Annotated in this window: 29 protein-coding genes; 7 read left to right on the forward strand and 22 right to left on the reverse strand. The window is 41.4% G+C overall.

The window, feature by feature from the left end; translation table 11 throughout:
- Positions 1 to 12: 12 nt before the first annotated feature.
- The 9 genes from pstB (OIT90_RS07340) to OIT90_RS07380 form a co-directional block, all read right to left on the reverse strand.
- Positions 13 to 795: a phosphate ABC transporter ATP-binding protein PstB gene (gene pstB / locus OIT90_RS07340; RefSeq protein WP_106025022.1), complete on the reverse strand. Its 783-nt coding sequence runs from the start codon at positions 793 to 795 to the stop codon at positions 13 to 15.
- A gap of 15 nt (positions 796 to 810) precedes the next feature.
- Positions 811 to 1,623, reverse strand: coding sequence for a phosphate ABC transporter ATP-binding protein PstB (gene pstB, locus OIT90_RS07345; RefSeq protein WP_474892409.1), 813 nt, complete (start codon positions 1,621 to 1,623; stop codon positions 811 to 813).
- 23 nt (positions 1,624 to 1,646) lie between these two features.
- Entirely contained in the window at positions 1,647 to 2,531 is an 885-nt protein-coding gene (gene pstA / locus OIT90_RS07350; protein WP_039179988.1) for a phosphate ABC transporter permease PstA, read from the reverse strand.
- Positions 2,531 to 3,457: a phosphate ABC transporter permease subunit PstC gene (gene pstC, locus OIT90_RS07355; RefSeq protein ID WP_047202305.1), complete on the reverse strand. Its 927-nt coding sequence runs from the start codon at positions 3,455 to 3,457 to the stop codon at positions 2,531 to 2,533. The genes pstA and pstC overlap by 1 nt, the downstream gene beginning before the upstream one ends.
- Positions 3,458 to 3,536: 79 nt before the next feature.
- Entirely contained in the window at positions 3,537 to 4,454 is a 918-nt protein-coding gene (locus tag OIT90_RS07360; protein ID WP_039179996.1) for a phosphate ABC transporter substrate-binding protein, read from the reverse strand.
- 214 nt (positions 4,455 to 4,668) lie between these two features.
- A complete protein-coding gene (locus tag OIT90_RS07365; RefSeq protein WP_039183202.1) occupies positions 4,669 to 6,804 on the reverse strand; it encodes a peptidoglycan D,D-transpeptidase FtsI family protein in 2,136 nt (711 codons plus the stop codon).
- A gap of 122 nt (positions 6,805 to 6,926) precedes the next feature.
- Complete coding sequence (locus OIT90_RS07370; RefSeq protein WP_474892410.1) at positions 6,927 to 8,213, reverse strand: MFS transporter; 1,287 nt, start codon at positions 8,211 to 8,213, stop codon at positions 6,927 to 6,929.
- Positions 8,214 to 8,334: 121 nt separating this feature from the next.
- Positions 8,335 to 8,943: a superoxide dismutase SodA gene (gene sodA, locus OIT90_RS07375; protein ID WP_007501264.1), complete on the reverse strand. Its 609-nt coding sequence runs from the start codon at positions 8,941 to 8,943 to the stop codon at positions 8,335 to 8,337.
- A gap of 182 nt (positions 8,944 to 9,125) precedes the next feature.
- Entirely contained in the window at positions 9,126 to 9,611 is a 486-nt protein-coding gene (locus OIT90_RS07380; RefSeq protein WP_039180001.1) for a DUF456 domain-containing protein, read from the reverse strand.
- A 144-nt stretch (positions 9,612 to 9,755) separates the two neighbouring features.
- Here OIT90_RS07380 and OIT90_RS07385 point away from each other — a divergent pair, with 144 nt between their 5' ends.
- Positions 9,756 to 10,514 (forward strand): DUF1189 domain-containing protein, encoded by a 759-nt coding sequence (locus OIT90_RS07385; RefSeq protein ID WP_058839076.1) that lies wholly within the window; start codon positions 9,756 to 9,758, stop codon positions 10,512 to 10,514.
- 74 nt (positions 10,515 to 10,588) lie between these two features.
- Here the strand turns inward: OIT90_RS07385 and OIT90_RS07390 are convergent, their stop codons facing one another.
- A complete protein-coding gene (locus tag OIT90_RS07390; RefSeq protein WP_458208717.1) occupies positions 10,589 to 11,134 on the reverse strand; it encodes a GNAT family N-acetyltransferase in 546 nt (181 codons plus the stop codon).
- A gap of 198 nt (positions 11,135 to 11,332) precedes the next feature.
- Between OIT90_RS07390 and OIT90_RS07395 the strand changes: the two genes are divergently transcribed.
- Positions 11,333 to 11,635: a hypothetical protein gene (locus OIT90_RS07395; RefSeq protein ID WP_039180007.1), complete on the forward strand. Its 303-nt coding sequence runs from the start codon at positions 11,333 to 11,335 to the stop codon at positions 11,633 to 11,635.
- Between the two features lie 105 nt (positions 11,636 to 11,740).
- Positions 11,741 to 12,856 (forward strand): flavodoxin-dependent (E)-4-hydroxy-3-methylbut-2-enyl-diphosphate synthase, encoded by a 1,116-nt coding sequence (ispG, locus tag OIT90_RS07400; RefSeq protein WP_024423001.1) that lies wholly within the window; start codon positions 11,741 to 11,743, stop codon positions 12,854 to 12,856.
- Positions 12,857 to 12,899: 43 nt separating this feature from the next.
- On the opposite strand, the gene OIT90_RS07405 is transcribed toward ispG, so the two are convergent.
- Positions 12,900 to 13,262, reverse strand: a complete 363-nt coding sequence (locus tag OIT90_RS07405; protein ID WP_039180010.1) for a DUF308 domain-containing protein — start codon at positions 13,260 to 13,262, stop codon at positions 12,900 to 12,902.
- 139 nt (positions 13,263 to 13,401) lie between these two features.
- Here OIT90_RS07405 and OIT90_RS07410 point away from each other — a divergent pair, with 139 nt between their 5' ends.
- Positions 13,402 to 13,980: a 5' nucleotidase, NT5C type gene (locus OIT90_RS07410; RefSeq protein WP_126681585.1), complete on the forward strand. Its 579-nt coding sequence runs from the start codon at positions 13,402 to 13,404 to the stop codon at positions 13,978 to 13,980.
- A gap of 19 nt (positions 13,981 to 13,999) precedes the next feature.
- Here OIT90_RS07410 and OIT90_RS07415 read toward each other — a convergent pair whose 3' ends face one another.
- The 5 genes from OIT90_RS07415 to OIT90_RS07435 form a co-directional block, all read right to left on the reverse strand.
- Positions 14,000 to 14,917, reverse strand: coding sequence for an ROK family protein (locus OIT90_RS07415; RefSeq protein ID WP_474892411.1), 918 nt, complete (start codon positions 14,915 to 14,917; stop codon positions 14,000 to 14,002).
- A gap of 138 nt (positions 14,918 to 15,055) precedes the next feature.
- Positions 15,056 to 15,484, reverse strand: coding sequence for a zinc uptake transcriptional repressor Zur (zur, locus tag OIT90_RS07420; RefSeq protein WP_003217433.1), 429 nt, complete (start codon positions 15,482 to 15,484; stop codon positions 15,056 to 15,058).
- A complete protein-coding gene (locus OIT90_RS07425) occupies positions 15,462 to 16,322 on the reverse strand; it encodes a metal ABC transporter permease (protein ID WP_024423005.1) in 861 nt (286 codons plus the stop codon). Before OIT90_RS07425 ends, zur begins: the two co-directional genes overlap by 23 nt.
- Complete coding sequence (locus tag OIT90_RS07430; RefSeq protein WP_024423006.1) at positions 16,322 to 17,098, reverse strand: metal ABC transporter ATP-binding protein; 777 nt, start codon at positions 17,096 to 17,098, stop codon at positions 16,322 to 16,324. Before OIT90_RS07430 ends, OIT90_RS07425 begins: the two co-directional genes overlap by 1 nt.
- Before the next feature lie 135 nt (positions 17,099 to 17,233).
- Positions 17,234 to 18,115 carry a YitT family protein gene (locus OIT90_RS07435; RefSeq protein ID WP_047202313.1) on the reverse strand — a complete coding sequence of 294 codons (882 nt, stop codon included), beginning with the start codon at positions 18,113 to 18,115 and terminating at the stop codon, positions 17,234 to 17,236.
- A 140-nt stretch (positions 18,116 to 18,255) separates the two neighbouring features.
- Between OIT90_RS07435 and OIT90_RS07440 the strand changes: the two genes are divergently transcribed.
- On the forward strand, positions 18,256 to 18,510 hold the full coding sequence (locus OIT90_RS07440) for a DUF2624 domain-containing protein (protein WP_024423008.1): 255 nt from the start codon (positions 18,256 to 18,258) through the stop codon (positions 18,508 to 18,510).
- A 49-nt stretch (positions 18,511 to 18,559) separates the two neighbouring features.
- Here the strand turns inward: OIT90_RS07440 and OIT90_RS07445 are convergent, their stop codons facing one another.
- Both OIT90_RS07445 and OIT90_RS07450 read right to left on the reverse strand, forming a co-directional pair.
- Positions 18,560 to 19,453 (reverse strand): deoxyribonuclease IV, encoded by an 894-nt coding sequence (locus OIT90_RS07445; RefSeq protein ID WP_039180018.1) that lies wholly within the window; start codon positions 19,451 to 19,453, stop codon positions 18,560 to 18,562.
- 9 nt (positions 19,454 to 19,462) lie between these two features.
- A complete protein-coding gene (locus tag OIT90_RS07450; RefSeq protein ID WP_474892412.1) occupies positions 19,463 to 20,782 on the reverse strand; it encodes a DEAD/DEAH box helicase in 1,320 nt (439 codons plus the stop codon).
- Between the two features lie 155 nt (positions 20,783 to 20,937).
- On the opposite strand from OIT90_RS07450, the gene OIT90_RS07455 reads away from it, so the two are divergent.
- The gene (locus OIT90_RS07455; RefSeq protein ID WP_224928895.1) at positions 20,938 to 21,642 is read left to right on the forward strand and encodes a YqfQ family protein; all 705 of its coding nucleotides are present in this window, start codon (positions 20,938 to 20,940) and stop codon (positions 21,640 to 21,642) included.
- A gap of 157 nt (positions 21,643 to 21,799) precedes the next feature.
- Positions 21,800 to 22,744, forward strand: coding sequence for a 4-hydroxy-3-methylbut-2-enyl diphosphate reductase (locus tag OIT90_RS07460; protein ID WP_024423011.1), 945 nt, complete (start codon positions 21,800 to 21,802; stop codon positions 22,742 to 22,744).
- Between the two features lie 37 nt (positions 22,745 to 22,781).
- On the opposite strand, the gene OIT90_RS07465 is transcribed toward OIT90_RS07460, so the two are convergent.
- The 4 genes from OIT90_RS07465 to rpoD all read right to left on the reverse strand — a co-directional run bounded on the left by OIT90_RS07465 (position 22,782) and on the right by rpoD (position 26,515).
- Positions 22,782 to 23,903, reverse strand: coding sequence for a Nif3-like dinuclear metal center hexameric protein (locus OIT90_RS07465; protein WP_260774275.1), 1,122 nt, complete (start codon positions 23,901 to 23,903; stop codon positions 22,782 to 22,784).
- Entirely contained in the window at positions 23,896 to 24,612 is a 717-nt protein-coding gene (locus tag OIT90_RS07470; RefSeq protein WP_073979119.1) for a tRNA (adenine(22)-N(1))-methyltransferase, read from the reverse strand. The genes OIT90_RS07465 and OIT90_RS07470 overlap by 8 nt, the downstream gene beginning before the upstream one ends.
- A gap of 120 nt (positions 24,613 to 24,732) precedes the next feature.
- Positions 24,733 to 25,092, reverse strand: a complete 360-nt coding sequence (gene cccA, locus OIT90_RS07475; protein ID WP_034280134.1) for a cytochrome c550 — start codon at positions 25,090 to 25,092, stop codon at positions 24,733 to 24,735.
- Positions 25,093 to 25,393: 301 nt separating this feature from the next.
- Complete coding sequence (rpoD, locus tag OIT90_RS07480; RefSeq protein ID WP_008342392.1) at positions 25,394 to 26,515, reverse strand: RNA polymerase sigma factor RpoD; 1,122 nt, start codon at positions 26,513 to 26,515, stop codon at positions 25,394 to 25,396.
- Positions 26,516 to 26,603: the final 88 nt, after the last annotated feature.

Raw genomic sequence — 26,603 nt, forward strand, 5'->3', positions numbered from 1 at the left:
CAGGGGTTTTTGTTATCCAAATCGACCAGATATATAATCATTTGTTCTTTGATCATTTGGCTCAGAGAACATCACATTCGTATCATTGATCTCAACAAGCTCCCCCATTAAGAAGAAGGCTGTTCTATCTGATACCCTTGCCGCTTGCTGCATGTTATGCGTCACAATGGCAATCGTATATTTCTCTTTTAATTTCATAATCAATTCTTCAATCTTTAATGTTGAGACAGGATCAAGCGCTGATGTTGGTTCATCCATTAATAAAATATCTGGGCTTGTAGCAATAGCTCTTGCGATACAAAGACGCTGCTGCTGACCGCCAGAAAGACCTAATGCAGGCGCACTTAAGCGATCTTTCACTTCATCCCAAAGGGCAACATCACGAAGCGCTTTTTCAGCGATTTCTTTTAATTGCTGCTTGCTCTTCACCCCGTGAATTCTTGGCCCATAGACGACATTATCAAAGATAGATTGAGGGAATGGGTTTCCTTTTTGAAAGACCATCCCAACGTTTTTACGCAGTTCCACGAGATCGACACGGCCTTTTAAAATATTGTCACCGTTATACATCATATCCCCGGTGATTTTCACACCTGGCACTGTTTTGACCATGAGATTTAAGGTCTTGATAAACGTTGACTTTCCGCACCCGGACGGACCGATAATTGCTGTGACTTCATGCTCTCTTATGTCTAAATCAATATGCTTGAGTGCGTGATGCTGTCCATACCAAAGGTTCATATCATTCACACGAAACACTTCTTTTTTTGCTGTTTCAGTTGCTACTGAATTCATCAAAATCCACCCGCCTTATCCAAATCGACCATTGATATAGTCTTCTGTTTTTTGCTGCGCAGGACGTGTAAAGATACGTTCAGTGGCATCATATTCTACTAGATCACCGTTCAGGAAAAAGGCCGTATGATCAGATACACGTAACGCTTGCTGCATGTTGTGAGTCACAATGACGATCGAATAATCATTTTTCAACTCTGATAATAACTCTTCAATTTTTGCATTTGAGATCGGGTCTAGGGCAGAAGCAGGTTCATCTAATAAAAGAACGCTAGGCTTCATCGCAAGTGTACGGGCAATACAAAGGCGCTGCTGCTGACCGCCGGATAATGACAAAGCTGAGCGGTGCAGACGATCTTTGACCTCATCCCAAAGCGCCGCTTTTGTTAAGCTTTCCTCTACCGCATCATCAAGCACTGATTTTCTTTTTTCACCCGCATACTTTAACGCATGGGTAATGTTATTGTAGATTGATTTAGGAAATGGATTTGGTTTTTGGAAAACCATACCGATTTCTCTTCTTAAATTGACCACATTAATGCGGTCATCCAAAATATTGAGCCCTTCGTACATGATCGCCCCTTCACTTCTCGCACCTGGGATCAAGTCGTTCATGCGGTTAATGCTGCGTAAAAAGGTTGATTTCCCGCAGCCAGATGGACCGATTAATGCGGTAATTGCGTTCTTCTCAACTTCAAATGAAATGTGATTGACCGCTCTTTTTTCCCCATAATAAATGCTTAAATCCTGCACCTGTAAAATCTGTTCTGCTTGAAGTGGAGCCTTTTTTGCTGCAATCTCTTTTTTTTCTGCTAGCATTTGAACCATATCCCCTTCACACCTTTCTCACATTATTTTGACGTAAGCTTCTTATGAATAAATGAACCAAGCCATCTAGCTGCTAAGTTGAATACTAAAACTGAAAGCACTAGTACCGCTGAGGCACCATTTGCAATGGCCTCTGCATCTGGAATGATTCCTTGTGTATTGACGTTCCATATATGAACGGCTAATGTTTCTGCCGGTCTAAAAATATTCAGCGGTGACGTATCAGAAAATGGACTCCAGTTTGTAAAATCTAGACGCGGTGTGGTGAGACCTGCTGTGAAAAGAAGCGCTGCTGCCTCCCCGAAAACTCTTCCTGATGCTAAAATCGCACCGGTAATAATAGAAGGAATCGCACCTGGAATCAGGACCGTCTTCACTGTATGCCATTTCGTCACACCAAGCGCTAGTGATGCTTCCTTTTGATCCTTCGGTACAGAGCGAAGCGCGTCTTCTGTCACCCTGACCATCACTGGCAGGTTAAACACGGTGAGCGCAAGAGCTCCTCCGATGATTGTATAGCCCCAGCCTGTTAAATTGACAAACATGAGTAAACCAAACATACCAATGACAATGGAAGGAAGTGAAGACAGCACTTCAATACATGTGCGAATAAAATCAGTGACTTTGTTTTGAGGCGCATATTCAGCCATGTACACTCCGCCGCCGACACCAAGTGGTACTGTGATCAGCATTGTAATAAACAAAATGTAAAACGAGTTAAACAGCTGATCCCTAATGCCGCCGCCAGAGCCAATCGCACTTGAGCGGGTTGTCAAAAAGTCAAAGTTTAATTCTTTTGCACCGTTGAAAATGATATAAGAAAACAAACCAACTAGGATCGCCGTAATAATGGCGGCACATAATCCAAAAACAATCGTGGCAAAACGATCAGTCATTTTGCTATTCATTAAATCTTCCTCCTAGACGACAAGTATCTGATAATGAGTATGAACATAAACGATACAACTAGAAGGACAAGCCCCATTGACCAAAGTGTATTGTTTTCAACACTTCCATACGTTGTGTGACCCATGTTTAACGTAATAATGGTTGTTAATGTACCAGCTGTATCCATAATGCTCTCTGGTAAATTACGTGTGTTTCCAATGACCATTTGAACGGCAAGGGCTTCTCCAAATGCTCTCGCCATCCCAAGAACGACAGCTGTCATTAATGTTGGAAGAGCTGCTGGTACAAGCACACGTCTAATCGTTTGCCACCTTGTTGCGCCAAGTGCATACGATCCCTCACGCAAGCTTTTTGGAAGGGAAGCCATTGCGTCAGTTGCAATGGATGTAACGGTTGGCAGAATCATAATGGACAGGACAATTGTTCCTGCTAATACGCTATGCCCTGAACCGCTTGATTTGAAATGTCCGATAAACGGCACCAATACTGTAAGACCTATGAATCCGTAAACAACGGATGGAATCCCTACAAGCAATTCAATGACTGGCTGGAGAATTTTCCGGCCCCATGCAGGTGCAATTTCTGTCATAAAGATCGCTCCTGCGATGCCTAGCGGCGCTGCAATGAGTGCCGATAGAAGTGTGACGGCGATCGATCCAAAGATAAAAGGAAATGCGCCGTACTCCGGGTTTTCTGCTGTTGGGTTCCAATTGATACTGGTTAAGAACTCAATTGGGCTTACACCATTTACGATGAAAGATTGTAAACCCTTAATGCCAAGGAAGATGGTGATGGCGATGGATACTGCAATCATTAAGAATGCGCAGAATCTTACCAAAATACTTCCTCTTACTTCATCCATTTGCCTATTTTTCTTCGAGCTGATCAGCCGATCGCTCGCTTCTGTATGTTCTATCTGCTTCATCTTTTTCTACACTCCTATGAATGTCATAAAAGGAAAAGTGAAATGCTCCACTTTTCCTTCATCAGCAATTCAAGACCTCTTACTTATCTGATTGTTTGCCTGCTGCGTCTCTTTCTACTTTCATATTAGAGACTGAGATGTAGCCTTGGTCTTTAACGATTTCTTTTTGTACTTCGTCACTCATAAGGTAATCTAAGAATTGTTTTGCTAGACCTTCCGGCTCACCTTTTGTATAAGAGTGCTCGTATGCCCAAATTGTATATTTACCGCTTTCTACATTGCTTTCTTCTGGTTTCACACCATCAATGCTAAGCGGTGTAATTTTGTCATCTGTTAAATAAGAGAATGCAAGGTATCCAATCGCACCTGGTGTTTCTGCAATCAGTTTTTTCACTGTGTTTGAAGAATCTTCTGTGATTCCTTCTGCAGGTGTTGCACCATCAAGTGCATATTTCACAAATGTTGCACGTGTTCCTGAAGAATCAGGTCTGTTAACAAGCGTGATTTTTTGGTCTTTCCCGCCAAGCTCTTTCCAGTTTTTGATTTTACCAGTGAAGATTTTTTTCAATTCGTCCTTTGTGATGTCTTTGACACCCACTTCAGGGTTTACAGCTGCGGCCATTCCAACAACTGCTACTTTGTGGTCTTTTAAAGCTTTTGCGTCGACTCCGTCTTTCTCTTCAGCGAATACATCTGAGTTACCAATTTGTACAGATCCTTCTGAAACTTGAGAAAGTCCTGTTCCTGAACCGCCGGCTTGTACTTGAATATCGGCTTTTGGATGTTTATCCATGAATTTTTCTGCTGCCGCAAGAACTAAAGGCTGCATCGCAGATGATCCTGAGATGGTAATGGAACCTGATGCCTCATCTTTGTTTGAAGCATTTCCTTTACTGTCTTTTGAATCTCCGCTTGAGCTGCTGTTTCCGCATGCTGTGACGAATGCTAACAATGCGATAGTAAGGAAAGTAAGCAGCCATAATTTGTTCTTTTTCATTTCAAGAATACCCCCTGAATAATTTGTCCTACGAGTAATACATTAAAGGTTCTTTATTAATTTCGTTTAAATGGAATGTTAAGGTTTTGTAAATGTCGAAGTTTTGTAGAGAAATTGCGGCGTTTTTTATGAATTTTGTCAATTTATATCGGGATTTTTGAAGAAAACGTAAAAAAACGCCCACAAAAAGTGAGCGTTTTTACCTATGAAAGGTCTAGTTATTTGTTTCTGCTTCATTTTCAATTTTGTTTTTGTTTTTCGCCTGTGTATCATTGCTTTCCTGTTTTGATTTCAGTTCAAAGTACTTATCTAATACTTGTTCACCAATATCATTAGTAATTGGATAGCGCTGGTTGTAGTCTTGATACACCCATGGCACGACAACGGAAATAGCCACTTCTGGATTATCAGCCGGCGCATACGCAACAAGAGTTGTGTTATACGTCGGTGTACCGCGCTTGCTTTTAATTGGACCGTCATAAAATGATTGGGCGGTTCCTGTTTTGCCAGCTGGATTATACTTTTTGTTGCCAAAGTTTGAATAGGCTGTCCCTCTTGGGTTCTGCATGACAAGCTTGAAGCCTTGCTGGACACGCTTGATTTGATCACTTGTCATGTCTAGCTTATTCAATACATCCGGTTTAACGGATTCTGTCACAGCTCCAATGCCGCGCTGCGGATCTGGCTCTCTCACTTCTTTGACAAGCTGCGGACGTAAACGATATCCCCCATTTGCAATGGTTGAAACGTATTGCGCCATTTGCAGCGGTGTAAACGTATCATACTGTCCAATCGCATAGTCAAGTAAAAGGCCCGATTGTGTAGACGTTCCTCTGTAGCCCGTTGCCTCGTTTGGCAGGTCAATACCAGTTTTGACGCCAAGGCCAAATTTACTGAAATTGTAGCGGAACGTATCAAATGCTTTCGGATCAATTGGGAGCGGCTGATTCTTACGATATTCGCTTTTCCCAATAGCGATCGCTGTTTTGAACATATACACGTTAGATGAACGCTCTAGTGCTGTTAAATCATTAATGAGTCCCATATTTTGATAGGATTTCTTTGGCGGTGACTGAGCGATATAGAGAGGTTCATCATATTGGGTACTTCCAATATGAATAGCGCCTGTTTTATATCCGGTTAGTACCGTTGCCCCTTTTACAGCTGATCCCATCGCATATGAGGATGTCATCGTTCCTAATGAGTAATCATCGAACTTGTATTTTCCGTTTTTGTTTGAAATCTGCTTACCCGCAACAGAGAGAACCTCTCCATTTCTCGGGTCCATCATAACAACAAATGCGCGATCAAGAAGCTCTGTTCCCCCTCTTTGTTTCGCACTTCTCAAGTTCTTTTCAATAATTTTTTCAACCGCTTTTTGCAGCTGAATGTCAATTGTCAGCACAAGGTCTTTCCCGCTCTTACCTTCAGTTAACACTTTAGAGCTTGTGACATTGCCCTGTTTATCAGTTGTACTCTGTTCTTTTTCCTTTTGGCCCTGCAGGACATCTTCATATTGATATTCAAGATAGCTTTTTCCTACACGGTCATTTCGGCTGTAGCCGAGTGATAGATAATGCTCAAGAAGTGACTGCGGAAGACCTTCATCACTCGAAGACACACTGCCAAGCATACTGCGGAGCAGTCCTTTATACGGATAGCTGCGTGACCAGTCTGTCGTCACATCAACACCTGGCAGCTCGTCCAAATGCTCAGAGACGTAAGCAATTTCACTTGGCTTTACATCTTCATTTTTAATAAATTGAGGCGTCAGTGCATAGCCTCCATCCATCTGCCTTTTAATGGCAAGCACTTGTAAATCTTTTTTCGTCAGTTGATTTAATTCCTTGTCTGTGATGCGTTTTAGCTGAAGCTCATATAGTTTATCATCAGAGACCTTATCGTCACCCTTTAATTCTGATTCCTTTTGAACAAGCTTTTTCGCTTCATTCGGATGCGTTAAGATCCAGAAATCTTTTTTGTCCCGATCTGTGATTTTTTTCGTACTCACATGAATCATATCCGCTAATTTTGATGCCACTTTGAGCCGCTCTTCTTGTGAAGTCGTCGAGGTTCTCGTATATGTAATGGCATTTAGCGCTTTATTGCTGACAATCGTATTGTAGTTTCGGTCGTAAATTTTTCCGCGCGGAGCAGATGAGCTGACATTCACATCCTCTTGTTTCTCTGCCTGCTTTTTATAATCTTCTCCATTGACAATTTGCACAAACCCGAGTCTAACGACAACGCCGGTAAAAATAATAAACGCAGCTAAAAATAATAAATTCAGCCGGATCGGAAGTGTTTTGCGCCCTTCCTTCGCGTCTTTTTTGTTTTTCTTGTTTCTCATCACATCACCTTTTCTATCAAGAAAGAAATGGCACCCCTTTTTGTATTTAAAAGGTGCCATCATCATTTTAGCGGTTTTTCTATCATTTATCTAGAAATTTGATGTTCCATTGGTAAGAAATTTTACCTTTCTCCCTTAATAAGGTTCGTGTGAGAAACTGGCTTTTGACCGTCAGCCTCTTTCATATCAGCAGTTTTTTCTTTTAAATGAATATCTTTTACAAAATAATAAATGAGGGTATGTCCCGCCCCGAGCACAACAAGAGATGCTGGGATTCCGAGCTCATCACCTAGTAAGGTGACAGACAGCAGGAACAAAATAATCGAACTAATACGGCCGGCATTTAAAAATAGCTCTCTGACCACAATATATTCAATTCTGGCCTTTCTGGCATACCTTGCATGGCCGATGACATCATATGTTAAGGATACATAAGGAACAAGCAGGAGCGGATATCCTATTGCAATCGCTACCGCATACATGAGAAGTGAAACATAGGACAAGTGGAAGACGATTAAAAACAGGGCGCCGTATAAAATCAGACCGCCAAGCATAATCGCCTTCTTCCGCCACTTTTTCTTAATCAAACGCGTAGCGAAGAAATAAGCAAAAAACGCAACACCTGAATTCACTAAACCAAACGTCCCGAGAGCAAGCTCACTGTTTGTTGCAATAAATACGAAGACACTGATTAAGAAGACAAAGACCCCTTCACGAAGCCCTTGAAAAAAGTGAGCTGTTGTAATCCTACGCCAATTCGCGTCTGCATGACGTTCTTTCCAAATTTGTTTGATGATAAATTTGCCTTTTGACTGTCTTCTTTTGAGGAAAAAGCTCATCACAACCGCTAGTGAAAACAAAAAAAGCGATAATGTGAAAATGACTGTGTAGCCTGTATCATCCGTTAACTGAGAAATGACAATCCCCGCAATGAGAGGACCGATCATGCCGGCAGTTGAGGAAAGCACCCCAAGAAACCCATTAAAGAAGTCTCTTGTTTCAGGCTCGGTGATCTCAAAGGTGAGTACGTTAAAAGCAAGCCAGTAAAAACCATAGCCGATCCCAAGGACACTTCCCAATAAAACAAGCCGTGCGGCCGCTTGTTCTCCTGCCATTAAAACAATCAAATAAAAAGCGGCTAAAAAGATGACACCGAAACGAAGGACAAACGCCCGGTCTATTTTTTTAGCGAGCCGGCCAGCGAATAAAAACGTAATGGGCTGAAGCACCACAATGGCCAAGTTATAAATCGCAAGATCTGTGAATTTCCCAGACTGTTTCCATAAGTACACATTTACAAACGTATTTGAAAGCGCAATGGCAAGTGCGTATAACCCGCCAATCGTGAGGAGGAGCAATAAATCTCTTGTAACATCCATGTCCCCGAACATTTTCTTTAATCTGCTCATACAATTCATTCTCCTTTTCTACACAATAGTCTGTCTCATCAAAAGGCAGATATGTAAAAAAAGGAGGGAAAATATAAAAAGACCTGCTTCTCTTGAAAGCAGGTCTTTTAGAATCAAATCATTATTTTGCTTCGCTGTAAAGGCGAGCTACTTCATCCCAGTTCACAACATTCCAGAATGCTGAAATGTAATCAGGACGACGGTTTTGGTAGTTTAGGTAGTAAGCATGCTCCCAAACGTCTAGTCCTAGAATTGGCGTTTTTCCTTCAGTTAAAGGAGAATCTTGGTTTGGCGTGCTTGTGATTTCAAGTTTTCCGTTGTTCACAACAAGCCATGCCCAACCAGAACCAAAGCGTCCTGCAGCTGCTGCAGCGAAATCAGATTTGAATTTTTCAAATCCGCCTAATTCTTTTTCGATTGCATCTGCAAGTTCACCAGTTGGTGCGCCGCCACCGTTTGGTGAAAGAAGCGTCCAGAATAATGAGTGGTTTGCATGTCCTCCGCCATTGTTACGTACAGCTGTACGAATGTTTTCAGGCACTGAGTTTAAGTTAGCCACTAGCTCTTCAATTGATTGATCTTCAAGAGCTGATACACCTTCGATTGCTTTGTTTAAGTTTGTTACATATGTGTTGTGGTGTTTTGTGTGGTGAATCGTCATTGTTTCCTTGTCGATATGTGGTTCTAATGCATCGTAAGCATATGGTAATTCTGGAAGTTTAAAAGCCATGGTTAATTTCCTCCTTAAAATGTATGTACTGAAATGCTTCCTTTGTAAGTCAGCAATTCACCCTACTCAAAGAGTATCAAAAGAAACAGCTTGTTTCAACGTTATTGCTCATGTTCTGAAACATTTCAGTGTTTATTTTGTATTTAGCCCTTTAGATAAAGTTTTAAACACCCTTTTTCAACTTAGCGAAGGACATAAAATAAAAAGATGCCCAGCATCAACGCTTGAATCAATCCTTTTGCAAAAACACCTGATACAAATCCAATTAATGAGCCTAATCCGACTTTCACACTCGTCTTCAAATCTTTTTGATGAACAAGGAGCTCTGCAATGACACTCCCGAGAAATGGACCAATAATAATTCCTGCAATGGGGATCACAAAAGGACCAGCTAATAACCCAATGGTGCTTCCCCAAATAGCTGCCTTGCTGCCGCCAAAGCGCTTGACCCCTATAAGATTTGAAACATAATCCGCCGCAAATAAGACGGCAGTAAACATCGCTTGAATGAGCCAGAACGTCAGTGTAAGCGGCTCGAAACTAAAGAAGAAGCCATATAGAATAAATCCGAGTACCATAAAGACCACACTCGGAATAATTGGATAAACCAGTCCAACAAACGCAATGATAAATGCACAGCCAATCAGTATCCAATAAAGCACGTCCAAGACCCTGCCGCCTCCTTTTTATATGCTGTATACATTATGCCTCATTCCTTCTATCTTAACCAGTGATGAGGCCATACTTGTACTTGATGGATAGACATTGATACAATATGAGAAATAGAAAAGAATGTAGGAAGTGAATAGGTATTGAACGTATTTAATCTATTGTTAAAAGGAATTTATTCACCAAAAGATGTTGCCAAAGCACGTTTTACAGGGATCGGTAAAGCGATTTTATTCATTTTTATCCTTTCAATTATCGCAGCAGTTCCTCAGGGATATCACATGAGTCAAGAGATCTCGAATGCGATGTCAGGATTTCAGCACGTGATCAAAAAAGATTTACCCGACTTTTCAATTGAAAAAGGAAAGCTTCAAGCGGATCAAAGTGCACCAATAGAAAAAGAAGAAAACGGCATTACGATCATCTTTGATCCTGCTGAAAAAATAAAAGCAAGTGAACTTGAATCAAAGCAAACAGCCATTGCTTTATTAAAGGAAAAAGCAGTGATTGCGATTGATGGGCAAATGACAGATATTCCATACCAGCTCCTAGGCGGAACGCTGACAAAAGACGAACTTGCTCGCGTCACAAATCAGAACCAAGCGATTATTATCCCTGTCATCTGTGTACTGCTATATTTATCAACTGCGGCGCTCATGTTTATTAGCGCAACATTCCTTGCAATGCTTGGTACATTTATTAAACGAATGCAGCAAAAAGAGCTGTCTTTCCAAATGCTTTGGAAGCTCTCCGCTTATTCACTCACATTAACCACGGTCTTTTTCGCCATCATGAGTGCATTAAACACACCTGTTGCAAACTCATTTTTATTGAATTGGGTCATTAACTTTATCTTTTTATATCTTGTTGTAAAAGAAATACCTGCAAAAAAAAGCAAATGATCCATCCAACAAGGATTTGTCTACACAATGAAAGCTCCCCCGTCTCGGAGGAGCTTTTTATGTATGTTCATACGCTAGGACTCATCTGGATGGATGATCGCAAATAAATAATGATCCTCCCACACTCCGTTAATCTTTACTTTTTTACGATTTAGTCCCTCATTTTCAAAACCTGTCTTTTCAAGTACACGAATGGAACCCTTGTTACTCGGCTTTACTCCAGCCTCAATCCGGTGGAGATTCAACTCAAAAAAGGCATAGTCAATGATTAAACGAATGGCTTCTGTCATATATCCTTTTCCGCCCTGTCTTTGATCGAGTACATACCCGAGCCAAGCTCCTTCTATCGGACCTCTTACGACAGAACTTAAAGAGATCGTCCCAATTAAGTCACCTGTTTCATTTAAGAAGATACCATGCATGTATGATTCATCTTGTTCTCTTCTTTGCCTACTCCGCTGAATTCGTTCAATTTGACGAGGTAACGTGAAGAAATCATCTTTGATCAAAGGTGTAAATTCCTGAAAATATGAGCGATTCTCAAGTTCTAATGTTAACAGTGATTCTGCATCATTTTCTGTCAGTGTTCTCACATATATATGCTGACTAACTTTCTTCATAAAATCTCCCCCTTTCTTATTTTATCATAATCGCCATATGAGATTGCTCTCCTATTTACACCAACGACCCAAGCAGTTTTATTACAAGACATACTAGAACTAACTAGAACCATCCTTTCCAGCTTTTCTCCTCTTTTTTGGTTCTATCATTTCAGGACATGCATAGACTGAAGTAAACTCTTAAAAGCGGTGAGTAAAATGCGGCGAATTCTTTTTTTACTAATCAGTTTATTTGTCCTCTTTATTATCTTTTTTGATTTAAAAAATGGAACCATTCCTGTTGAGGAAAACCCAGCCGTTCCAGCAAGTGCCCTTCAAACAGCTGAGAAAAAGACATATAAGAACGTTACGGTAAAACAAGGTGAAACGGTCCTCTCCATCGTACATACAAGCAAGCCACTTGATGATGTCATTAAAGATTTCGAGGAGCTGAATCAAGGTGTGAAAGCGAACGAAATCAGAGCAGGCAGTACATATAAGTTTCCTGTCTATAAGAGATAAAACGTTAATTCCTTGTCATTCATACGAAGAGACTGTTACAATATGAACTGTAAAACACGACGTACACGGCAAAGAATTGCTTGTACACTAAGGAGCGATTGACAAGTGAGTGAAGTCACACATCGTACTAAAACGCGTCCCGTCAAAGTGGGACCTTTAACTATAGGTGGAAATAATGAGGTTGTCATTCAAAGTATGGCAACAACCAAAACACATGATGTCGAAGCGACAGTCGCTGAAATTAAACGTTTAGAAGAGGCAGGCTGTCAAATCGTGCGTGTCGCATGTCCAGATGAGCGTGCAGCAAATGCAATTGCGGACATTAAAAAACAAATTAACATCCCGCTTGTTGTGGATATTCATTTTGACTACAAGCTTGCACTGAAAGCGATTGAAGCAGGCGCAGACAAAATCCGAATCAATCCAGGAAACATTGGAAGAAGAGAAAAAGTTGAAGCTGTTGTCAAAGCAGCAAAAGAAAAAGGCATTCCAATTCGTATTGGGGTAAACGCTGGTTCATTAGAGAAAAAGATTCTTGATAAATACGGCTACCCAACTGCAGATGGTATGGTCGAAAGTGCACTGCATCACATTAAAATTCTAGAAGACCTAGACTTTCATGACATCATCGTCAGTATGAAAGCATCTGATGTAAACCTTGCAATTGAGGCATACGAAAAAGCGGCTAAAGCCTTTGATTATCCTCTTCATCTTGGGATTACAGAATCAGGTACGTTATTTGCAGGTACAGTCAAAAGTGCAGCTGGACTTGGCGCTATTTTGAATATGGGGATTGGGAATACACTCCGTATCTCATTAAGTGCTGACCCAGTTGAAGAAGTAAAAGTAGCACGTGAATTGTTGAAATCATTTGGTCTTGCATCAAATGCAGCAACACTAATCTCCTGCCCAACTTGTGGACGAATTGAAATTGACCTTATCAGCATTGCAAATGAAGTCGAAGAATATATTTCTAAAATCAAAGCTCCGATTAAAGTAGCAGTCCTCGGCTGTGCTGTAAATGGTCCAGGTGAAGCGCGTGAAGCAGATATCGGCATCGCAGGCGCTAGAGGCGAAGGATTATTGTTCCGTAAAGGTGAAATTGTTCGTAAAGTACCGGAAGAAACAATGGTCGAAGAACTGAAAAAAGAAATCGATAAAATCGCTGAAGAACATTATGCGAAAATGGAAGCTGAAAAAGAAAAACAAGCGAATGCTTAACAAAAAACGCCTGACGTCATTGTCAGGCGTTTTTCTGTCCTTGTTAAAAGAACGGGGTGATAAATATGCCTAGGATGACGGAAACAATTCCGATCCCGATTGACCACGCGCCAAGCGCATGTGCTCCTTTTCTTCGTGCAATATAACCAACGACGATTGCCGCTACCCCTAATAGCACCGGCAAGACAAATAATGAGATAATCGCAATCGCGAGTGCTGTATAGCCTATCCCTTTACTGCCCGAATCGTCACCTGCATGGTCACGTCCTCGTCTATCTTCTCGATCTCTTGATGCTTGATATGGCTCTGCAATTTCAGCAGCTGTTTCCTCTAAATAGCCATCATCATTACTAAAGTGTGTGTCGATTTCACGATCATTTCTTCTGAAATCCTCGTCTCTTTCCATGATCAATTCCCCCTTTTGGTTAATAGAAAGGAGCTTTTTTAGTATGAGCAAAAATGTCTGTTTCATGTTTGCTAAAACTTGCTGGAATTGTGAAATGATTATGTTACACTTTAAGAGTATAAAAATGAGGAGTGTGGGCATGTTACGTTTAGGAATTGATATTGATGGTACAGTGACGGCGCAGGACACTTTTGTTCCCTATTTAAACGAGTCGTTCCAATGTGCCATGACACTAGATGATATGACAGAATATGATTTGACGAAGCTTTTAAAGATTTCTCAAGAAGAATTTTGGGGCTGGATGAATGAGCATGAGCCTCTTATTTATAAACAGGCAAAGCCTGCTGAGGGTGCTAAAGAAATCCTCGACCAAATGAAGCAGCAGCATAAATTGATTTATATTACAGCAAGAAGGCAGCATCATTCAGATATCACCTACAAGTGGTTTCAAGAACATGACGTGCATTATGATGACATTGAGCTGGTTGGCGGTCATCATAAGCTGGAAGCCGTTCAAAAGCACAAGATTGATGTATTTTTTGAAGACCATCACGGCAATGCCACAATGATTGCAAAAGAGGCAGACATCCCGGTTATACTTTTTAACTCCCCTTATAACCAGATGCCAATTGACGACAGAATTATTCGCGTAAACAACTGGCACGAAGCGTCTCAATGGATCAAACAATATGAACAAAGTCTGCAAGCTGCTTATTAAGGTAGAAAAGCCGATACGTTTAATGTATCGGCTTTTTCGATGGAGCAAGCTGCCCTTCTTTCATGAGGAAATGGTACAACGCTCCCTTCATGCCTGCCTGATTCAAGTAATAACACGTTTCCAGCTTCACCTGAATGTTCTTCCACGCAGGCAGTGTATGTAGGTGTTTCTCAATACTTGATAGTAAATCTGGTCTTGCGCTCACGCCGCCGCCAATGAGAATTTTTTCTGGATTGAGGACGGTTGCTACATTGTAAATGCCAATGGCGATTCGCTTGTACCACTGATCCACCAGGTTTTCAATGGACGGATCGTGCTTCGCCTTTTCAAAAATGTCTTGGCCGTCTATTTGTGTACTTTGCGGAATTCCTTGCTTTTCTTTATAGCTGCGAATGAGACCAGCCGTTGAAGCGCTGCTGTTGAGTGTTGTAAATTGTCCATTGTCTGTTTCTGTCAGCATCATGCCAAATTCACCGCCGCGAAAGGAAGCCCCGCGCACAAGCTGACCACCAGCGAAAATACCACCGCCAACACCTGTGCCAAGCGTCATACAAATAAAGCTGTCACACCCTTTCGCATGGCCGCTATATTTTTCTGCGAGAGCTGCACAGTTCGCATCATTTTCCACTTCTACACGAAGAGATGTTTTCTCTTCTAAAAGTGTTTTTACATTTTGACCATTTAAGGCGATGATGGCGCCTGCAAATTCTGTATAACCTGATTCACTGTCCACAAAGCCCGGAAGACTGATGGCGATACCCCTGACAACCTGCATCCTTTGATATTCCCTGACCACATCCGCCATCGCTTCTAAAAACGGTTCAAGCTGCCGGCAGTTCGTCTGATAGTCACCGCTAGTGATTAGCTTTCCATCCTGATCCATTAATCCATGTTTCGTTCTCGTCCCGCCTACATCAAACACGACGTAATATGCCACTTTTGACCCCTCCCTTTACTCCAAAAGACTCAAATTGCACGTTGTATTACCTTGATCTCATTTTAATGAAACAGCCACCCTTTGTAAAACGTTTTCAAAAGACAAAACAAAAAAGCCAGCTCCATGGCTGGCTTTTTTTCACGAGTGAACTTCCTTCGGTTCGCAGGAAGGACACGTTCCGTATATTTCAAATTTATGTCCGCTAATATGATAATCCTCTAGATCGGCGTCAAGCTTGTCCATAGGACAGGCATCGATTTCTTTTGTTTTCCCGCATGTAAGACAAATAAAGTGATGGTGATGATGGGAAAATGAACATTTGAAACGGAATAGTTTCTCCCCTGACAATTCCGTTGTTTCTAATATTCCAAGGTCTTCATATAGTGACAAGTTTCGATAAATTGTATCAAAGCTAAGACCCGGGTAATCTTCACTTAGTGCCGTCAGCACATTTTTAGCAGTCAAGTATTTATCAGAATCAGAAAACAATTGAAGCATATCTTCTCGTTTGCTTGTATATTTGTAGCCTTTTTCCTTTAATAAATCAAGCGCTTCTTGTACGTTCATGTTGATTCCCCCTTCTGAATTTCCCAATACTAATACACCCGATTAAAATCAAAATAGACAGCATCACAATGGTTCCGCCTGGCGCTAAATCAAGATAATAGCTTAAAATCAATCCGGCTAATACCGACAATTCACCAAACAAGATCGAAAGGAAAATCGCCTGTTTAAATCCTTTGGCAATGCGGATACTTGCCGCAACAGGAAGCGTCATGAGCGCCGACACAAGCAGTGTACCAACGATACGCATCGATGCCGCAATGACAAGTGCGACGACTAAGATAAAAATAAAATGAATCCATTTTGCTGAAATACCAGAAGCCTTTGCATGCTCTTCATCAAAAGAAAGCAAAAATAATTCTTTATATAAAAGCACAACAACTAACACAACAACGAGTGAGATCCCTACAATAATCCAAAGATCGAGTCTTGACACCGCACTGACACTTCCGAATAAATAACTAAACAAATCTGTATTAAAGCCATTCGCTAGTGAAATGAAGATGACGGAGATCCCAATTCCCCCTGATAAAATAATGGGAATGGCAAGCTCCTGATAATGCTTATACACGGAGCGCAGACGTTCAATAAATAATGAACCAGCAACAGAAAAAGCCATCCCTAAGTACAGCGGGCTTACCCCTGTCAAAAGGCCAAACTTTTTATCAAGAAATAGACTTGCGGCAATACCGGCAAGTGATACGTGGCTGAGGGCATCTGCAATAAGCGAGAGCCTTCTGACGACAATAAATACACCAAGTAAGGGCGCAATAAAACCAATCAGTAACCCTGCGATAAACGCATTTTGTAAAAATTCATAATGAAAAAATGGAAATAGCATTATTCATGTCCCCCATGATGGTGATGGTCGTGATGAATCACTTGAATGTCATGCCCGTAAAATTGGGATAGCGCCTGATCATCCATTGAATCAAACGCTTCTGCATCCCCGTGGAAATGCAGTGTCTGATTTAAACAAGCCACATGGGTGACTTTATCGGAAACGGTGCCAACGTCGTGTGTGACGAGAATTAAAGACATTCCTTTTTCTTTGTTCAATGTTTCGAGCAGCTGATAAAAGCCTTCTACTGTCCGCTGGTCTACCCCAACTGTGGGCTCATCCAAAATGAGCAGCTTTGGCTGACTGACAAGCGCACGGGCAATAAATGCGCGCTGCTGCTGACCGCCAGATAGCTCCCCGATGTTTTGATGCTTTAAATCTTGTATACCAACTGAGCGAATGGCATCTTCCACTTGCCATTTATCCTGCTTGCTCATTCGTTTAAACAAACCAATTTTCGCGGTCAATCCGCTTGCGACGACCTCATATACAGAAGCAGGGAAACCCGTATTGAAGCTATTCGCCTTTTGAGAAACAAATCCAATTTGATCCCAGTCTCTAAATTTTGAAACAGGCGTGCCAAATAGCTTTAATTCCCCTTGCTGCGGTTTAATGAGCCCAAGCAGGCATTTTAATAAGGTTGTTTTACCAGAACCATTCGGTCCAACAAGTGCTAGAAAGTTTCCTTCCTCTACTGTTAAATGAATGTGATCAATGACATTTCGCTGTCCATATGAGTACGAAATGTCCTTCATTTCAATGATTGGCTTTGCCATGAATCTTTCCACCTTTAATCAATATAAAAAGAATGATTACGATTTATACAACAAAAAGAAAATGGCTTTTGCCATTTTCTCTGTCCATACATACATTTCATTATATAAAAGAAAGATAAAAAAGTAAAATAAAAGCTAATGAATGGCTGTTTTGAACTTACCGCCTTTTGTTTCATGCGTATCCATAATCGTGATAAATGCTTGGTCATCAATTTCAAATACGATGGATTTCAGCTTTGTAATTTCAAGCCTTGTGACAACGGCGTAGATGACATCTTTTTCTTCATCTGTATAGCCGCCTTTTCCTCTCAGCTTTGTCGTTCCCCTGCCGAGTCGATGCAGAATCGCATCTGAAATTTCATCATAATAATCTGATACGATAATGACAGCTTTTGTTTCATCAAGCCCTTGAATGACAGCATCAATTGTTTTCATTGCCAAATAATATGTCATGACAGAATACATAGCCTGCTCTGGTCCGAAAACAAAGCCCGCCCAAATAAAAATGAACACATTGACGATCATAACAAACTCACCGACGGAGAAAGGGATTTTTTTCGTCAAAAGAATTCCTAAAATCTCTGTTCCATCCATTGAGCCTCCATTACGGATGACAAGTCCAACACCAAATCCAAGTAATAGCCCGCCAAATACAGTGGCTAAGATCGGCTGTGTTGTAAATGCCTCCACATGATGAAGTGAAGATTCGATCACGGCTAAGCTGACAATCCCAATCACAGTGGAAACCAGAAAGGTTTTCCCAATATGCTTGTATCCTGATATCATAAATGGAATATTTAAAATGACAACAATCGTCGCAAAATTTATAAACGGGTTATCTGTAAAGAGATAATCCAAAATAAGCGAAATGCCGATGATGCCCCCATCAATAATATTGTTTGGCACTAAAAATAATTCAATGCTTACTGCTGCACATGCAGCCCCTACTAGAATCAGAAAAATTCTCAAAATAAAATGAGGCACTGATTCCTTTCTATGCTGTTTACTATTTGCCATACGTTCTCCCTTCTACACATGTTAAATTTTCAATGAACATTTTATTCATTTTACTATTTTATCATTTCACAGAATAAAATAAAATTTTTTGCACATTTTCCGTTTTCGCCCATACATTGTTACAGAGGGGAGGAATGGAATTGATTTTAATCCAAAAAATTGTCCTGCAGCGGCTCAATCAGATCACAGCAAATGATCTGTTAAGGTATGCGAAACAGTATGGCGTCAGTTTAACGTCACATCAAGCAGCTGAGGTTGCCAAACTCATGAACGGGAAAAATATCAATATTTTTAATGATTCAGAGCGTAACCGGCTTCTTAAGCAAGTGGAAGCGATTACTTCTAAACAGACAGCACAGACTGTGAATGATTTGTTTAACCAGTTTACAAGTTAAGCAAAAAAGGGCCGCATTTAGCGGCACCTCAACATGTTTATATCCTTTTTTATTGACCTGTAATTTTATCTAGTAAGCCTTCATCAAATTGCTTTTCTTTCAGCATCGCAATTTCGAATTTGTAAGGTGGTTTTTTGTTCTTTTTATCTTCACCTACATAAGGCGTTTCTAGAATTTTTGGCACATCTTGAAGCTGCGGATGATGCACAATATAGTTCAGTGCATCGAAACCAATTTCACCAAAACCGATATTTTCATGTCGGTCTTTTCTTGCGCCTTGTACGTTTTTACTGTCATTAATATGAAGAACTTTGATTCGGTCAATACCGACGATTCGGTCAAATTCTTCTAATACACCATCAAAGTCACTCACAATCGGGTAACCAGCATCGTGCGTGTGACACGTATCAAAGCAGACAGAAAGAGCTTCGTTATGTGTCACGCCGTCGATAATTTGGGCAAGCTCTTCAAAGCTTCTTCCACACTCTGATCCTTTTCCTGCCATTGTTTCAAGTGCGATTTGAACCTCTTGACCTTTCACAATGACTTCGTTTAAGCCTTCAATGATTTTTTGAATCCCTGCTTCTGCCCCTGCTCCAACATGCGCACCTGGGTGAAGAACAATTTGTCTTGCACCTAGCGCTTCCGTACGCTCGATCTCAGAGCGCAGGAAGTCTACGCCAAGCTCAAATGTCGCGGGATTCACTGTGTTTCCAATATTGATAATATACGGAGCATGGACGACGATATCTGTCATGCCGTGCTCTTTCATATGCGCTTGTCCAGCTTCAATATTGAGGTCTTCGATTTTTTTGCGGCGCGTATTTTGCGGTGCACCTGTATAAATCATAAACGTATTCGAACCATAAGAGGCAGCTTCTTCACTCGCTGCAAGAAGCATATGTTTTCCGCTCATGGATACATGTGAACCAATCTTTAACAATGTTTCCCCCTACTTTCCATTACGCTTTGACTTTCTACGTTCCTGTCTTTTGATTTTATCCATCTCACGTGTCATTTTCTTTTTATATCCAGGTTTGACGGCTTTCGGTTTTCTCACAAGACGTTTTGCTTTTTCTTCAATTTCATTTGGTGCTTTTTTACGTCTTTGACGCTTCAGACGGTCATCTGCATCTCGCCATTCGCCATGAACAATGGTTTTGTTTTCAAACACAACGCCCATTTTCTCAATTTGAATGAGTGCATCCTCATCAGCCAGCTCATAAATGGTCATGGCAATTCCAGATGAACCAGCACGAGCTGTTCTTCCAACGCGGTGCACATAAAAATCAAGATCAGATGGTAGCTCATAGTTAATCACGTGGCTGACGCCTTTAATGTCAATGCCGCGAGCTGCAAGATCAGATGCCACAATATAAGTGAACTCCAAATCTTCAATTTGTTTCATGACTTTTTTACGTTCGCGCGGCGTTAATCCGCCATGAAGCAAACCGATTTTCATTCCTTTTTCTTGTAGGAACGATGCGATTTCATCAACAGTTGTTTTTGTATTGGCAAAAATAATCCCTAAATATGGCTGTACATTCGTCACCATTTCATGGAGCAATTTTAATTTATCACGCTGTTTAGATGGAACTAAAATATGCTGAATGTTTTCTGCTGTAATCCGTCTTGGTTCAACATGCGCATACTTTGGATTGTCCATATATTTTTTCAGGAAAGGCTTTAGTTTTTCTGGGATGGTTGCAGAGAACACTAGCATTTGCAACTGTTCTGGCATTTGTGCACCAATACGGTCCACATCTTCTAAAAATCCCATATCCAGCATTAAATCCGCTTCATCAATGACAAGAGAGGTCGCTTTGTAAACATTCAGCGCCTGCTCATGAATGAGATCAGCAATACGTCCAGGTGTGCCGACAACCAAATGCGGCTGGTTTTTTAGCTTTTGAATCGATTTCTGCTTGTCCGTTCCGCCAATGTAAAGCTTTGCTTTGATCTCTTCTTCTGGAGAAGCATTCTTTAAAATCGTTTGAGCTTCTTTGAAAATTTGATTGGCTAATTCTCTTGTAGGCGCAGTAATCACGACTTGTACCTGCTCTTTGCTTGGATCAATTGAATGAATCAGCGGCAGTAAGTACGCATGAGTTTTTCCTGTTCCTGTTTGTGACTGGCCAATCACGCTTTCTCCTTTTAAAACAGCAGGGATGATTCTTTTTTGAATATCAGTCGGCTCATAAAAGCCTAGTTCATGAATAGCATCTATAATAAAAGGCTTTAATTCATATGTCGTAAATTTTGTTTCTTTCATGTTTTCACTCCTTAAGGCAATGCCTTTTTGCTCATCTCCTCATTATAGCTGATTTTCAGTAAAAAAACCATGTCCGCTTTTCCTACAGGAAACCAATTGATGCTTCCTTGCATAACCTATGAAGAGAAAGAGAATGCAGTAAGGGAGGTACAAGTATGTTAGGGCAAAGGCCTATGGGCGATTTTCAGCCGCGCCGCCCCTCACGCCGGCACCTTGGAAATGGCGGACAGCCCCGAATGTTTCAAAGAGGGCAGCAGCCTCCTATCCAACAGCCTTTTCAAGGGCAAGGCAATCCATTTCAGCAAATGATGCCTCGCTCCCCGTCTGTACAGGGAGGCGGTTTACCCGGGATGGGCGGAATTCCAGGAGGTGAGAGCCGTGCACTAGGCGGCGGAGCAGGAATTAAAGGCATGCTCTCTAAATTTCTTCCTGGTGCAGGAGGAGCTGGAGTCTCTGGAGGTGGTGCGGGATTACAAGGAATCCAGAGCTTCACGAATCCTGCGACTCTCTCAAGCATGTTAGGAAATGTTCAAAAAGTGCTCGGGATGGCGCAGCAATTTACGCCAATGATTCAGCAATACGGTCCTTTAGTGAGAAACTTACCTGCAATGATTAAACTGTACAGCCAGCTTGGCAGTGCGGACGATGATGAAGCAAATGCAAATGATGATGATGCAGAATCAACGGAGACCAGCGCGGAAACAGAAGTGCCCGAGGAAGAAGCACAAACTGATGAAATAGAAGAAAATGTTGAACCCGAAGACATCCTTGTCAAAAAAGCAGCACCACACACATCACCTGCTCCTGAAGCAAAACCGAAAAAAAGATCTGGCAGCTCTGTTCCAAAACTATATGTCTAGTGATCTTTTAACGGCGAAGTGTTCACTGCGTATAACAATCTTTGATATATACGCTTACTTTGGCTATAATGGAAGCAAGAGAATGATAAAAAGCCGTTTTTTACGGCTTTTTATATTGTTCTTCTCTAGCAGCACTTCCCTACAGGAGGACGAATAAATGAATGTAATTAAAATATCGCCGCGTGGCTATTGCTATGGCGTTGTGGATGCAATGGTCATTGCTAAAAATGCCGCACTTGATAAGAACTTGCCACGCCCAATTTATATATTAGGTATGATTGTGCACAACAAACATGTCACTGATGCCTTCGAGGAAGATGGAATCTACACACTGGACGGACCAAACCGCTTAGACATTTTAAAGCAGGTAGAAAGCGGAACAGTCATTTTCACGGCTCACGGCGTTTCTCCTGAGGTTCGTCAAATCGCAGAAGAAAAAGGCCTTGTCGCCATTGATGCGACCTGTCCTGATGTCACGAAAACCCACGAACTCATTTCAGAGAAAACAGCCGATGGCTATGACATTATTTATATTGGAAAAAAAGGGCATCCTGAGCCAGAAGGAGCTGTCGGAGTAGCCCCTGACAAGGTACATCTTGTCGAAACAGAAGCCGATATTGAGGCGCTCGATCTAACATCAGAAAAACTGCTCATCACGAACCAAACGACGATGTCTCAATGGGATGTCCACGATCTGATGGAGCTGATTAAAGAGAAATACCCTCACGTCGAGTATCATCAAGAAATTTGCCTTGCGACACAGGTGCGTCAAGAAGCTGTCTCGCAGCAAGCTGGTCAAGCCGATTTAACCATTGTTGTCGGCGATCCAAAAAGTAATAACTCCAACCGTCTCGCACAAGTGTCAATGGAGATAGCCGGAACGCAGGCTTACCGTATTGGCGATTTAAGTGAACTCAAGCTGGAATGGCTGCAGGGCGTCAAAACCGTTGCTGTTACTGCTGGTGCTTCAACACCAACACCTATTACAAAGGAAGTCATTCGTTTCTTAGAAAACTATGAACCGGATGATGAAACGACCTGGAAGATTGAACGAACGGTTCCTCTTTCTAAAATTTTACCTCGCGTCAAAACAAAGAAATAAGAAAACGTCAGAGCATATCCGCTCTGACGTTTTTTGTTTACATAAATTGAAATGGGTTTGTGTTTGATTCAGAAACAAAGAGCTGTACGTCATACTTTTTATCTGCACATAGCGATTGAAGCTTCGCCTTTACGCCCTCTTTCATAATCTTTTCAGCATAATGCCCTGGGTCCACTACGTTCAGCCCAAGCATCATGGCATCATGCGCAACATGGAAATAAAGGTCTCCTGTCACATACACATCTGCACCCATTCTTTTCGCTTGATGGATGTATTTATTTCCGTCTCCGCCAAGCACCGCCACTTTTTTCACTACAGCGTCTTGATCTCCTACAAAACGAGCACCATGCACATCTAGCTTCGTTTTCACAAATTGTGTGAAATCTCTAAGTGTCATAGGCTCATTTAGCTCTCCAATACGGCCAAGGCCTTTTTGAATAGGAGGAAGATCTGTCGTGTGTACACTATAGGCGACTTCTTCATAAGGATGTGCTTTGATCATGTCGCGAATCACTTGTTTTTCTATACTTGCTGGGAAAATGGTTTCAATCCGCACTTCTTTCACAAATTCTAATTGACCCGACTCCCCAATAAACGGCTTAGCTTCTTCTGATGGCAAAAAGCTGCCTGTCCCTTCATTTGAAAACGCACAATGGCTGTAGTTGCCGATATGTCCTGCGCCCGCATTTCCTAAAGCTGTCCGGATGGCCTCTTCAAACTCTTCAGGGACATACAAAGCAAGCTGTTTGATTGGATCCTCGTATGTCGGCACTAACACACTTGTGTCCTCAAGCTCTAAAGCCTCAGCAAGCAAGTCATTGACTCCGCCATCAGCTACGTCTAAATTCGTATGTGCCACATATACTGCAATATCATGTTTGATGCATTTTTCAATGATCCGTCCAGCCGGCTGATCTGTCGCTACATTTTTTAATGGACGAAAAATCGGCGGATGGTGAGCAATAATGAGATCCACTTTTCGCTCGATCGCCTCATCTACTACATTCTCTAATACATCTAGGGTGATCATCACATTACTTACTTTTTTATTCAATGTTCCAATCTGGAGACCAATTTTATCACCTTCCATGGCATATGCCTTTGGTGAAAATTGTTCAAACAATTGGATGATTTCATGCCCGTTTACTGTTTTAGCCAACAGTCAAAACCTCCTTTAGCGTCTTTATTTTCGCATTCAGCTCTTCAAGGCGCTCTTTGTTTTCTTCTGTCCGTGCTGCCTGCTGAATTTGACTTTCTATCTTCTCCATATGCTGAAGCTCTTGCATCCACTTGCGCTGGAAGACGTCATTTTGCTCTTTCGCAAGAAACGGACCAACCAGCATGCCTGCTTCAAGTGACATTCCTTCATAAGCTTTATCTTTATCGCCTTTTTCTGCGATGATGATTTCGTATATTTTGCCGTCCTCTTCTAAAATGACTTCATCCATCAATTCATACCCCTCTTGATAAAGCCATAAACGAATATGGTGGGCATGGATATTTGGCTGAAGAATGAGCCGCTCATGGCCTGCGAGCTTATGCCTTCCATCATTTAGAATGCTTGCGATGAGTGCCCCGCCCATACCTGCAATCGTCACTGCATTCACTTCGCCTTTTTCAATGACTTCAAGGCCATTTCCTTTTCTGACCGATATCTGTTCATCTAATTCAAGTCTATGTACTTGCTGCTGCGCCGATTGGAGCGGTCCATCGGTAATCTCACCAGCAATGGCTTTCACTGCTTTTTGATGCAGGATCGCATAGCATGGCAAATAGGCATGGTCTGAGCCGATATCAGCGAAGACTGCCTCATCTGGTAAAAAGTCTGCGACTTTTTTTAATCGTTTGGATAAATTCATTTCATTCATACGTATCACTACTTTTCTTTAATGTTCATACTTGTCTATCTTATATAAATTATGGACTTTTTAAAAGTCGTTTTCAAATGAAAAAAGCTCTTCTTTTGAAAAAGAGCTTTTTGTGTAAGATTATTTAATTTTAGACACCCATTCCGCCATTTCATCGAGCTTTTCATTCGGAATCAGCCCGCCTGGCATCCCGTTGCCGCCTTCTTGAATTTTCTTCTTGATGTCAGCCACTTCAAGCTTGTCTCCAACACCTTTTAAAGCAGGACCTGCGCCGCCTTCATAGTTTTCCCCGTGACAGCTTAGACAGTTCTGTTTATACAATTCTTCCGGCGTCGCATTTGCTGTCTCTTCTTGCTTTTGCTCCTTGCCCCCTGAGGCAATTTTTTCTTCATCTTTCAGCCCCTTCATTGATAAGAAAAAAGTGAGTCCAATACCTAAAATGGCAATCAATAAAAATGGTATAAGTGGATTCCGTTTCATTTCTTTCATCCTCCCCTTTGTAAAAACCCCTTTGAGACTATGCAAACAATTCTAATTCTACTTTAATTTTACAAAAAGTAAACGAATTATGATACAAAACTTTGGTCAAGTTCACAGATTAGACAAAAATGATTCAAGATGAGAAATGAAGCCTCCAGCACATTTAGATGTATTTTTTATACATCTTTTCTCTAAGAACGTTGCAAATTCATTTGTTATTCAGTAAAATATAATCAGATTGAAAAAAGCGTTTTCATTTTTGATAAGAAAGAACGGATCTCTTTCAAGATCCGTCCGGTTTCTACTCTAAGAAGTCTTTTAATCGTTTACTTCTGCTTGGGTGTCTTAATTTACGAAGAGCTTTCGCTTCAATTTGTCGGATACGCTCTCTTGTTACGCCGAACACCTTACCAACCTCTTCTAACGTGCGTGTTCTTCCGTCGTCTAGTCCGAAACGTAGTCTCAGCACATTTTCTTCACGGTCCGTCAGCGTGTCTAATACATCTTCAAGCTGCTCTTTTAAGAGTTCGTACGCAGCGTGGTCAGATGGAGATGTCGCCTCTTGGTCTTCGATAAAATCACCAAGATGCGAGTCATCTTCTTCACCAATAGGTGTTTCTAAAGATACAGGCTCTTGCGCAATTTTAAGAATCTCTCTTACCTTTTCTGGAGTTAAATCCATGTCTTCAGCAATTTCTTCAGGCGTTGGTTCTCTGCCTAGGTCTTGCAGAAGCTGTCTTTGAACACGGATCAATTTATTAATGGTTTCCACCATATGAACCGGGATCCGGATTGTTCTCGCCTGATCGGCAATCGCACGTGTGATCGCCTGTCTAATCCACCAAGTCGCATATGTTGAGAATTTATATCCTTTGCGGTAATCAAACTTCTCAACCGCCTTCATCAGACCCATGTTTCCTTCTTGAATCAAGTCAAGGAACAGCATACCACGACCGACATAGCGTTTCGCAATGCTGACAACGAGACGAAGGTTCGCTTCCGCTAATCTTCTTTTTGATTCCTCATCGCCCTCTTCAATCTTTTGAGCATACGTTATTTCTTCTTTAGCAGATAACAAATTGACGCGTCCGATTTCTTTTAAGTACATACGAACAGGGTCATTGATTTTGACACCTGGTGGTACGCTTAAATCATTCAGGTCAAATTCTTCTTCCGCTTTAGCCAGCTGCTGAACATTTGGGTCTTCTGTCTCTTCGTTTTCACTAATGAGCTCTACACCCTGTTCGCCTAAGTATTCATAGTATTCATCCATTTGGTCTGATTCAATTTCAAAGCTAGACATACGCTCTGCAATTTCTTCGTATGTTAAAACGCCCCGTTTTTTACCCGTTTCAGTGAGCTTATCTCTCACCTGTTCAAAGGTTAATTCAGTTTCGGTTTCGTGGGCTTGTTTATCAGCCATTATGGATCCCTCCTTCCAAAGCTTGCAACGAATTCTAAAGTAACTTGCGATTTGCTTCCGCCCTGCTTTTCTCTCTCTGTCAAACAGA

Source organism: Bacillus sp. ABR (assembly GCF_056172715.1).

Bases quoted from the DNA above. Each gene is read 5' to 3' on its own strand.
- OIT90_RS07370 (WP_474892410.1), bottom strand. From the start codon at position 8,213: ATGAGCAGATTAAAGAAAATGTTCGGGGACATGGATGTTACAAGAGAT.
- OIT90_RS07470 (WP_073979119.1), bottom strand. From the start codon at position 24,612: ATGAATGAAATGAATTTATCCAAACGATTAAAAAAAGTCGCAGACTTT.
- zur (WP_003217433.1), bottom strand. From the start codon at position 15,484: ATGAACGTACAAGAAGCGCTTGATTTATTAAAGGAAAAAGGCTACAAA.
- OIT90_RS07430 (WP_024423006.1), bottom strand. From the start codon at position 17,098: ATGGCAAAGCCAATCATTGAAATGAAGGACATTTCGTACTCATATGGA.
- OIT90_RS07450 (WP_474892412.1), bottom strand. From the start codon at position 20,782: ATGAAAGAAACAAAATTTACGACATATGAATTAAAGCCTTTTATTATA.
- OIT90_RS07410 (WP_126681585.1), top strand. From the start codon at position 13,402: ATGTTACGTTTAGGAATTGATATTGATGGTACAGTGACGGCGCAGGAC.
- OIT90_RS07395 (WP_039180007.1), top strand. From the start codon at position 11,333: ATGCGGCGAATTCTTTTTTTACTAATCAGTTTATTTGTCCTCTTTATT.
- OIT90_RS07405 (WP_039180010.1), bottom strand. From the start codon at position 13,262: ATGGAAAGAGACGAGGATTTCAGAAGAAATGATCGTGAAATCGACACA.
- OIT90_RS07390 (WP_458208717.1), bottom strand. From the start codon at position 11,134: ATGAAGAAAGTTAGTCAGCATATATATGTGAGAACACTGACAGAAAAT.
- pstC (WP_047202305.1), bottom strand. From the start codon at position 3,457: ATGAAGCAGATAGAACATACAGAAGCGAGCGATCGGCTGATCAGCTCG.
- OIT90_RS07365 (WP_039183202.1), bottom strand. From the start codon at position 6,804: ATGAGAAACAAGAAAAACAAAAAAGACGCGAAGGAAGGGCGCAAAACA.
- OIT90_RS07435 (WP_047202313.1), bottom strand. From the start codon at position 18,115: ATGGCAAATAGTAAACAGCATAGAAAGGAATCAGTGCCTCATTTTATT.
- pstB (WP_106025022.1), bottom strand. From the start codon at position 795: ATGAATTCAGTAGCAACTGAAACAGCAAAAAAAGAAGTGTTTCGTGTG.
- sodA (WP_007501264.1), bottom strand. From the start codon at position 8,943: ATGGCTTTTAAACTTCCAGAATTACCATATGCTTACGATGCATTAGAA.
- pstA (WP_039179988.1), bottom strand. From the start codon at position 2,531: ATGAATAGCAAAATGACTGATCGTTTTGCCACGATTGTTTTTGGATTA.
- rpoD (WP_008342392.1), bottom strand. From the start codon at position 26,515: ATGGCTGATAAACAAGCCCACGAAACCGAAACTGAATTAACCTTTGAA.
- cccA (WP_034280134.1), bottom strand. From the start codon at position 25,092: ATGAAACGGAATCCACTTATACCATTTTTATTGATTGCCATTTTAGGT.
- OIT90_RS07360 (WP_039179996.1), bottom strand. From the start codon at position 4,454: ATGAAAAAGAACAAATTATGGCTGCTTACTTTCCTTACTATCGCATTG.
- pstB (WP_474892409.1), bottom strand. From the start codon at position 1,623: ATGGTTCAAATGCTAGCAGAAAAAAAAGAGATTGCAGCAAAAAAGGCT.
- OIT90_RS07425 (WP_024423005.1), bottom strand. From the start codon at position 16,322: ATGCTATTTCCATTTTTTCATTATGAATTTTTACAAAATGCGTTTATC.
- OIT90_RS07460 (WP_024423011.1), top strand. From the start codon at position 21,800: ATGAATGTAATTAAAATATCGCCGCGTGGCTATTGCTATGGCGTTGTG.
- OIT90_RS07455 (WP_224928895.1), top strand. From the start codon at position 20,938: ATGTTAGGGCAAAGGCCTATGGGCGATTTTCAGCCGCGCCGCCCCTCA.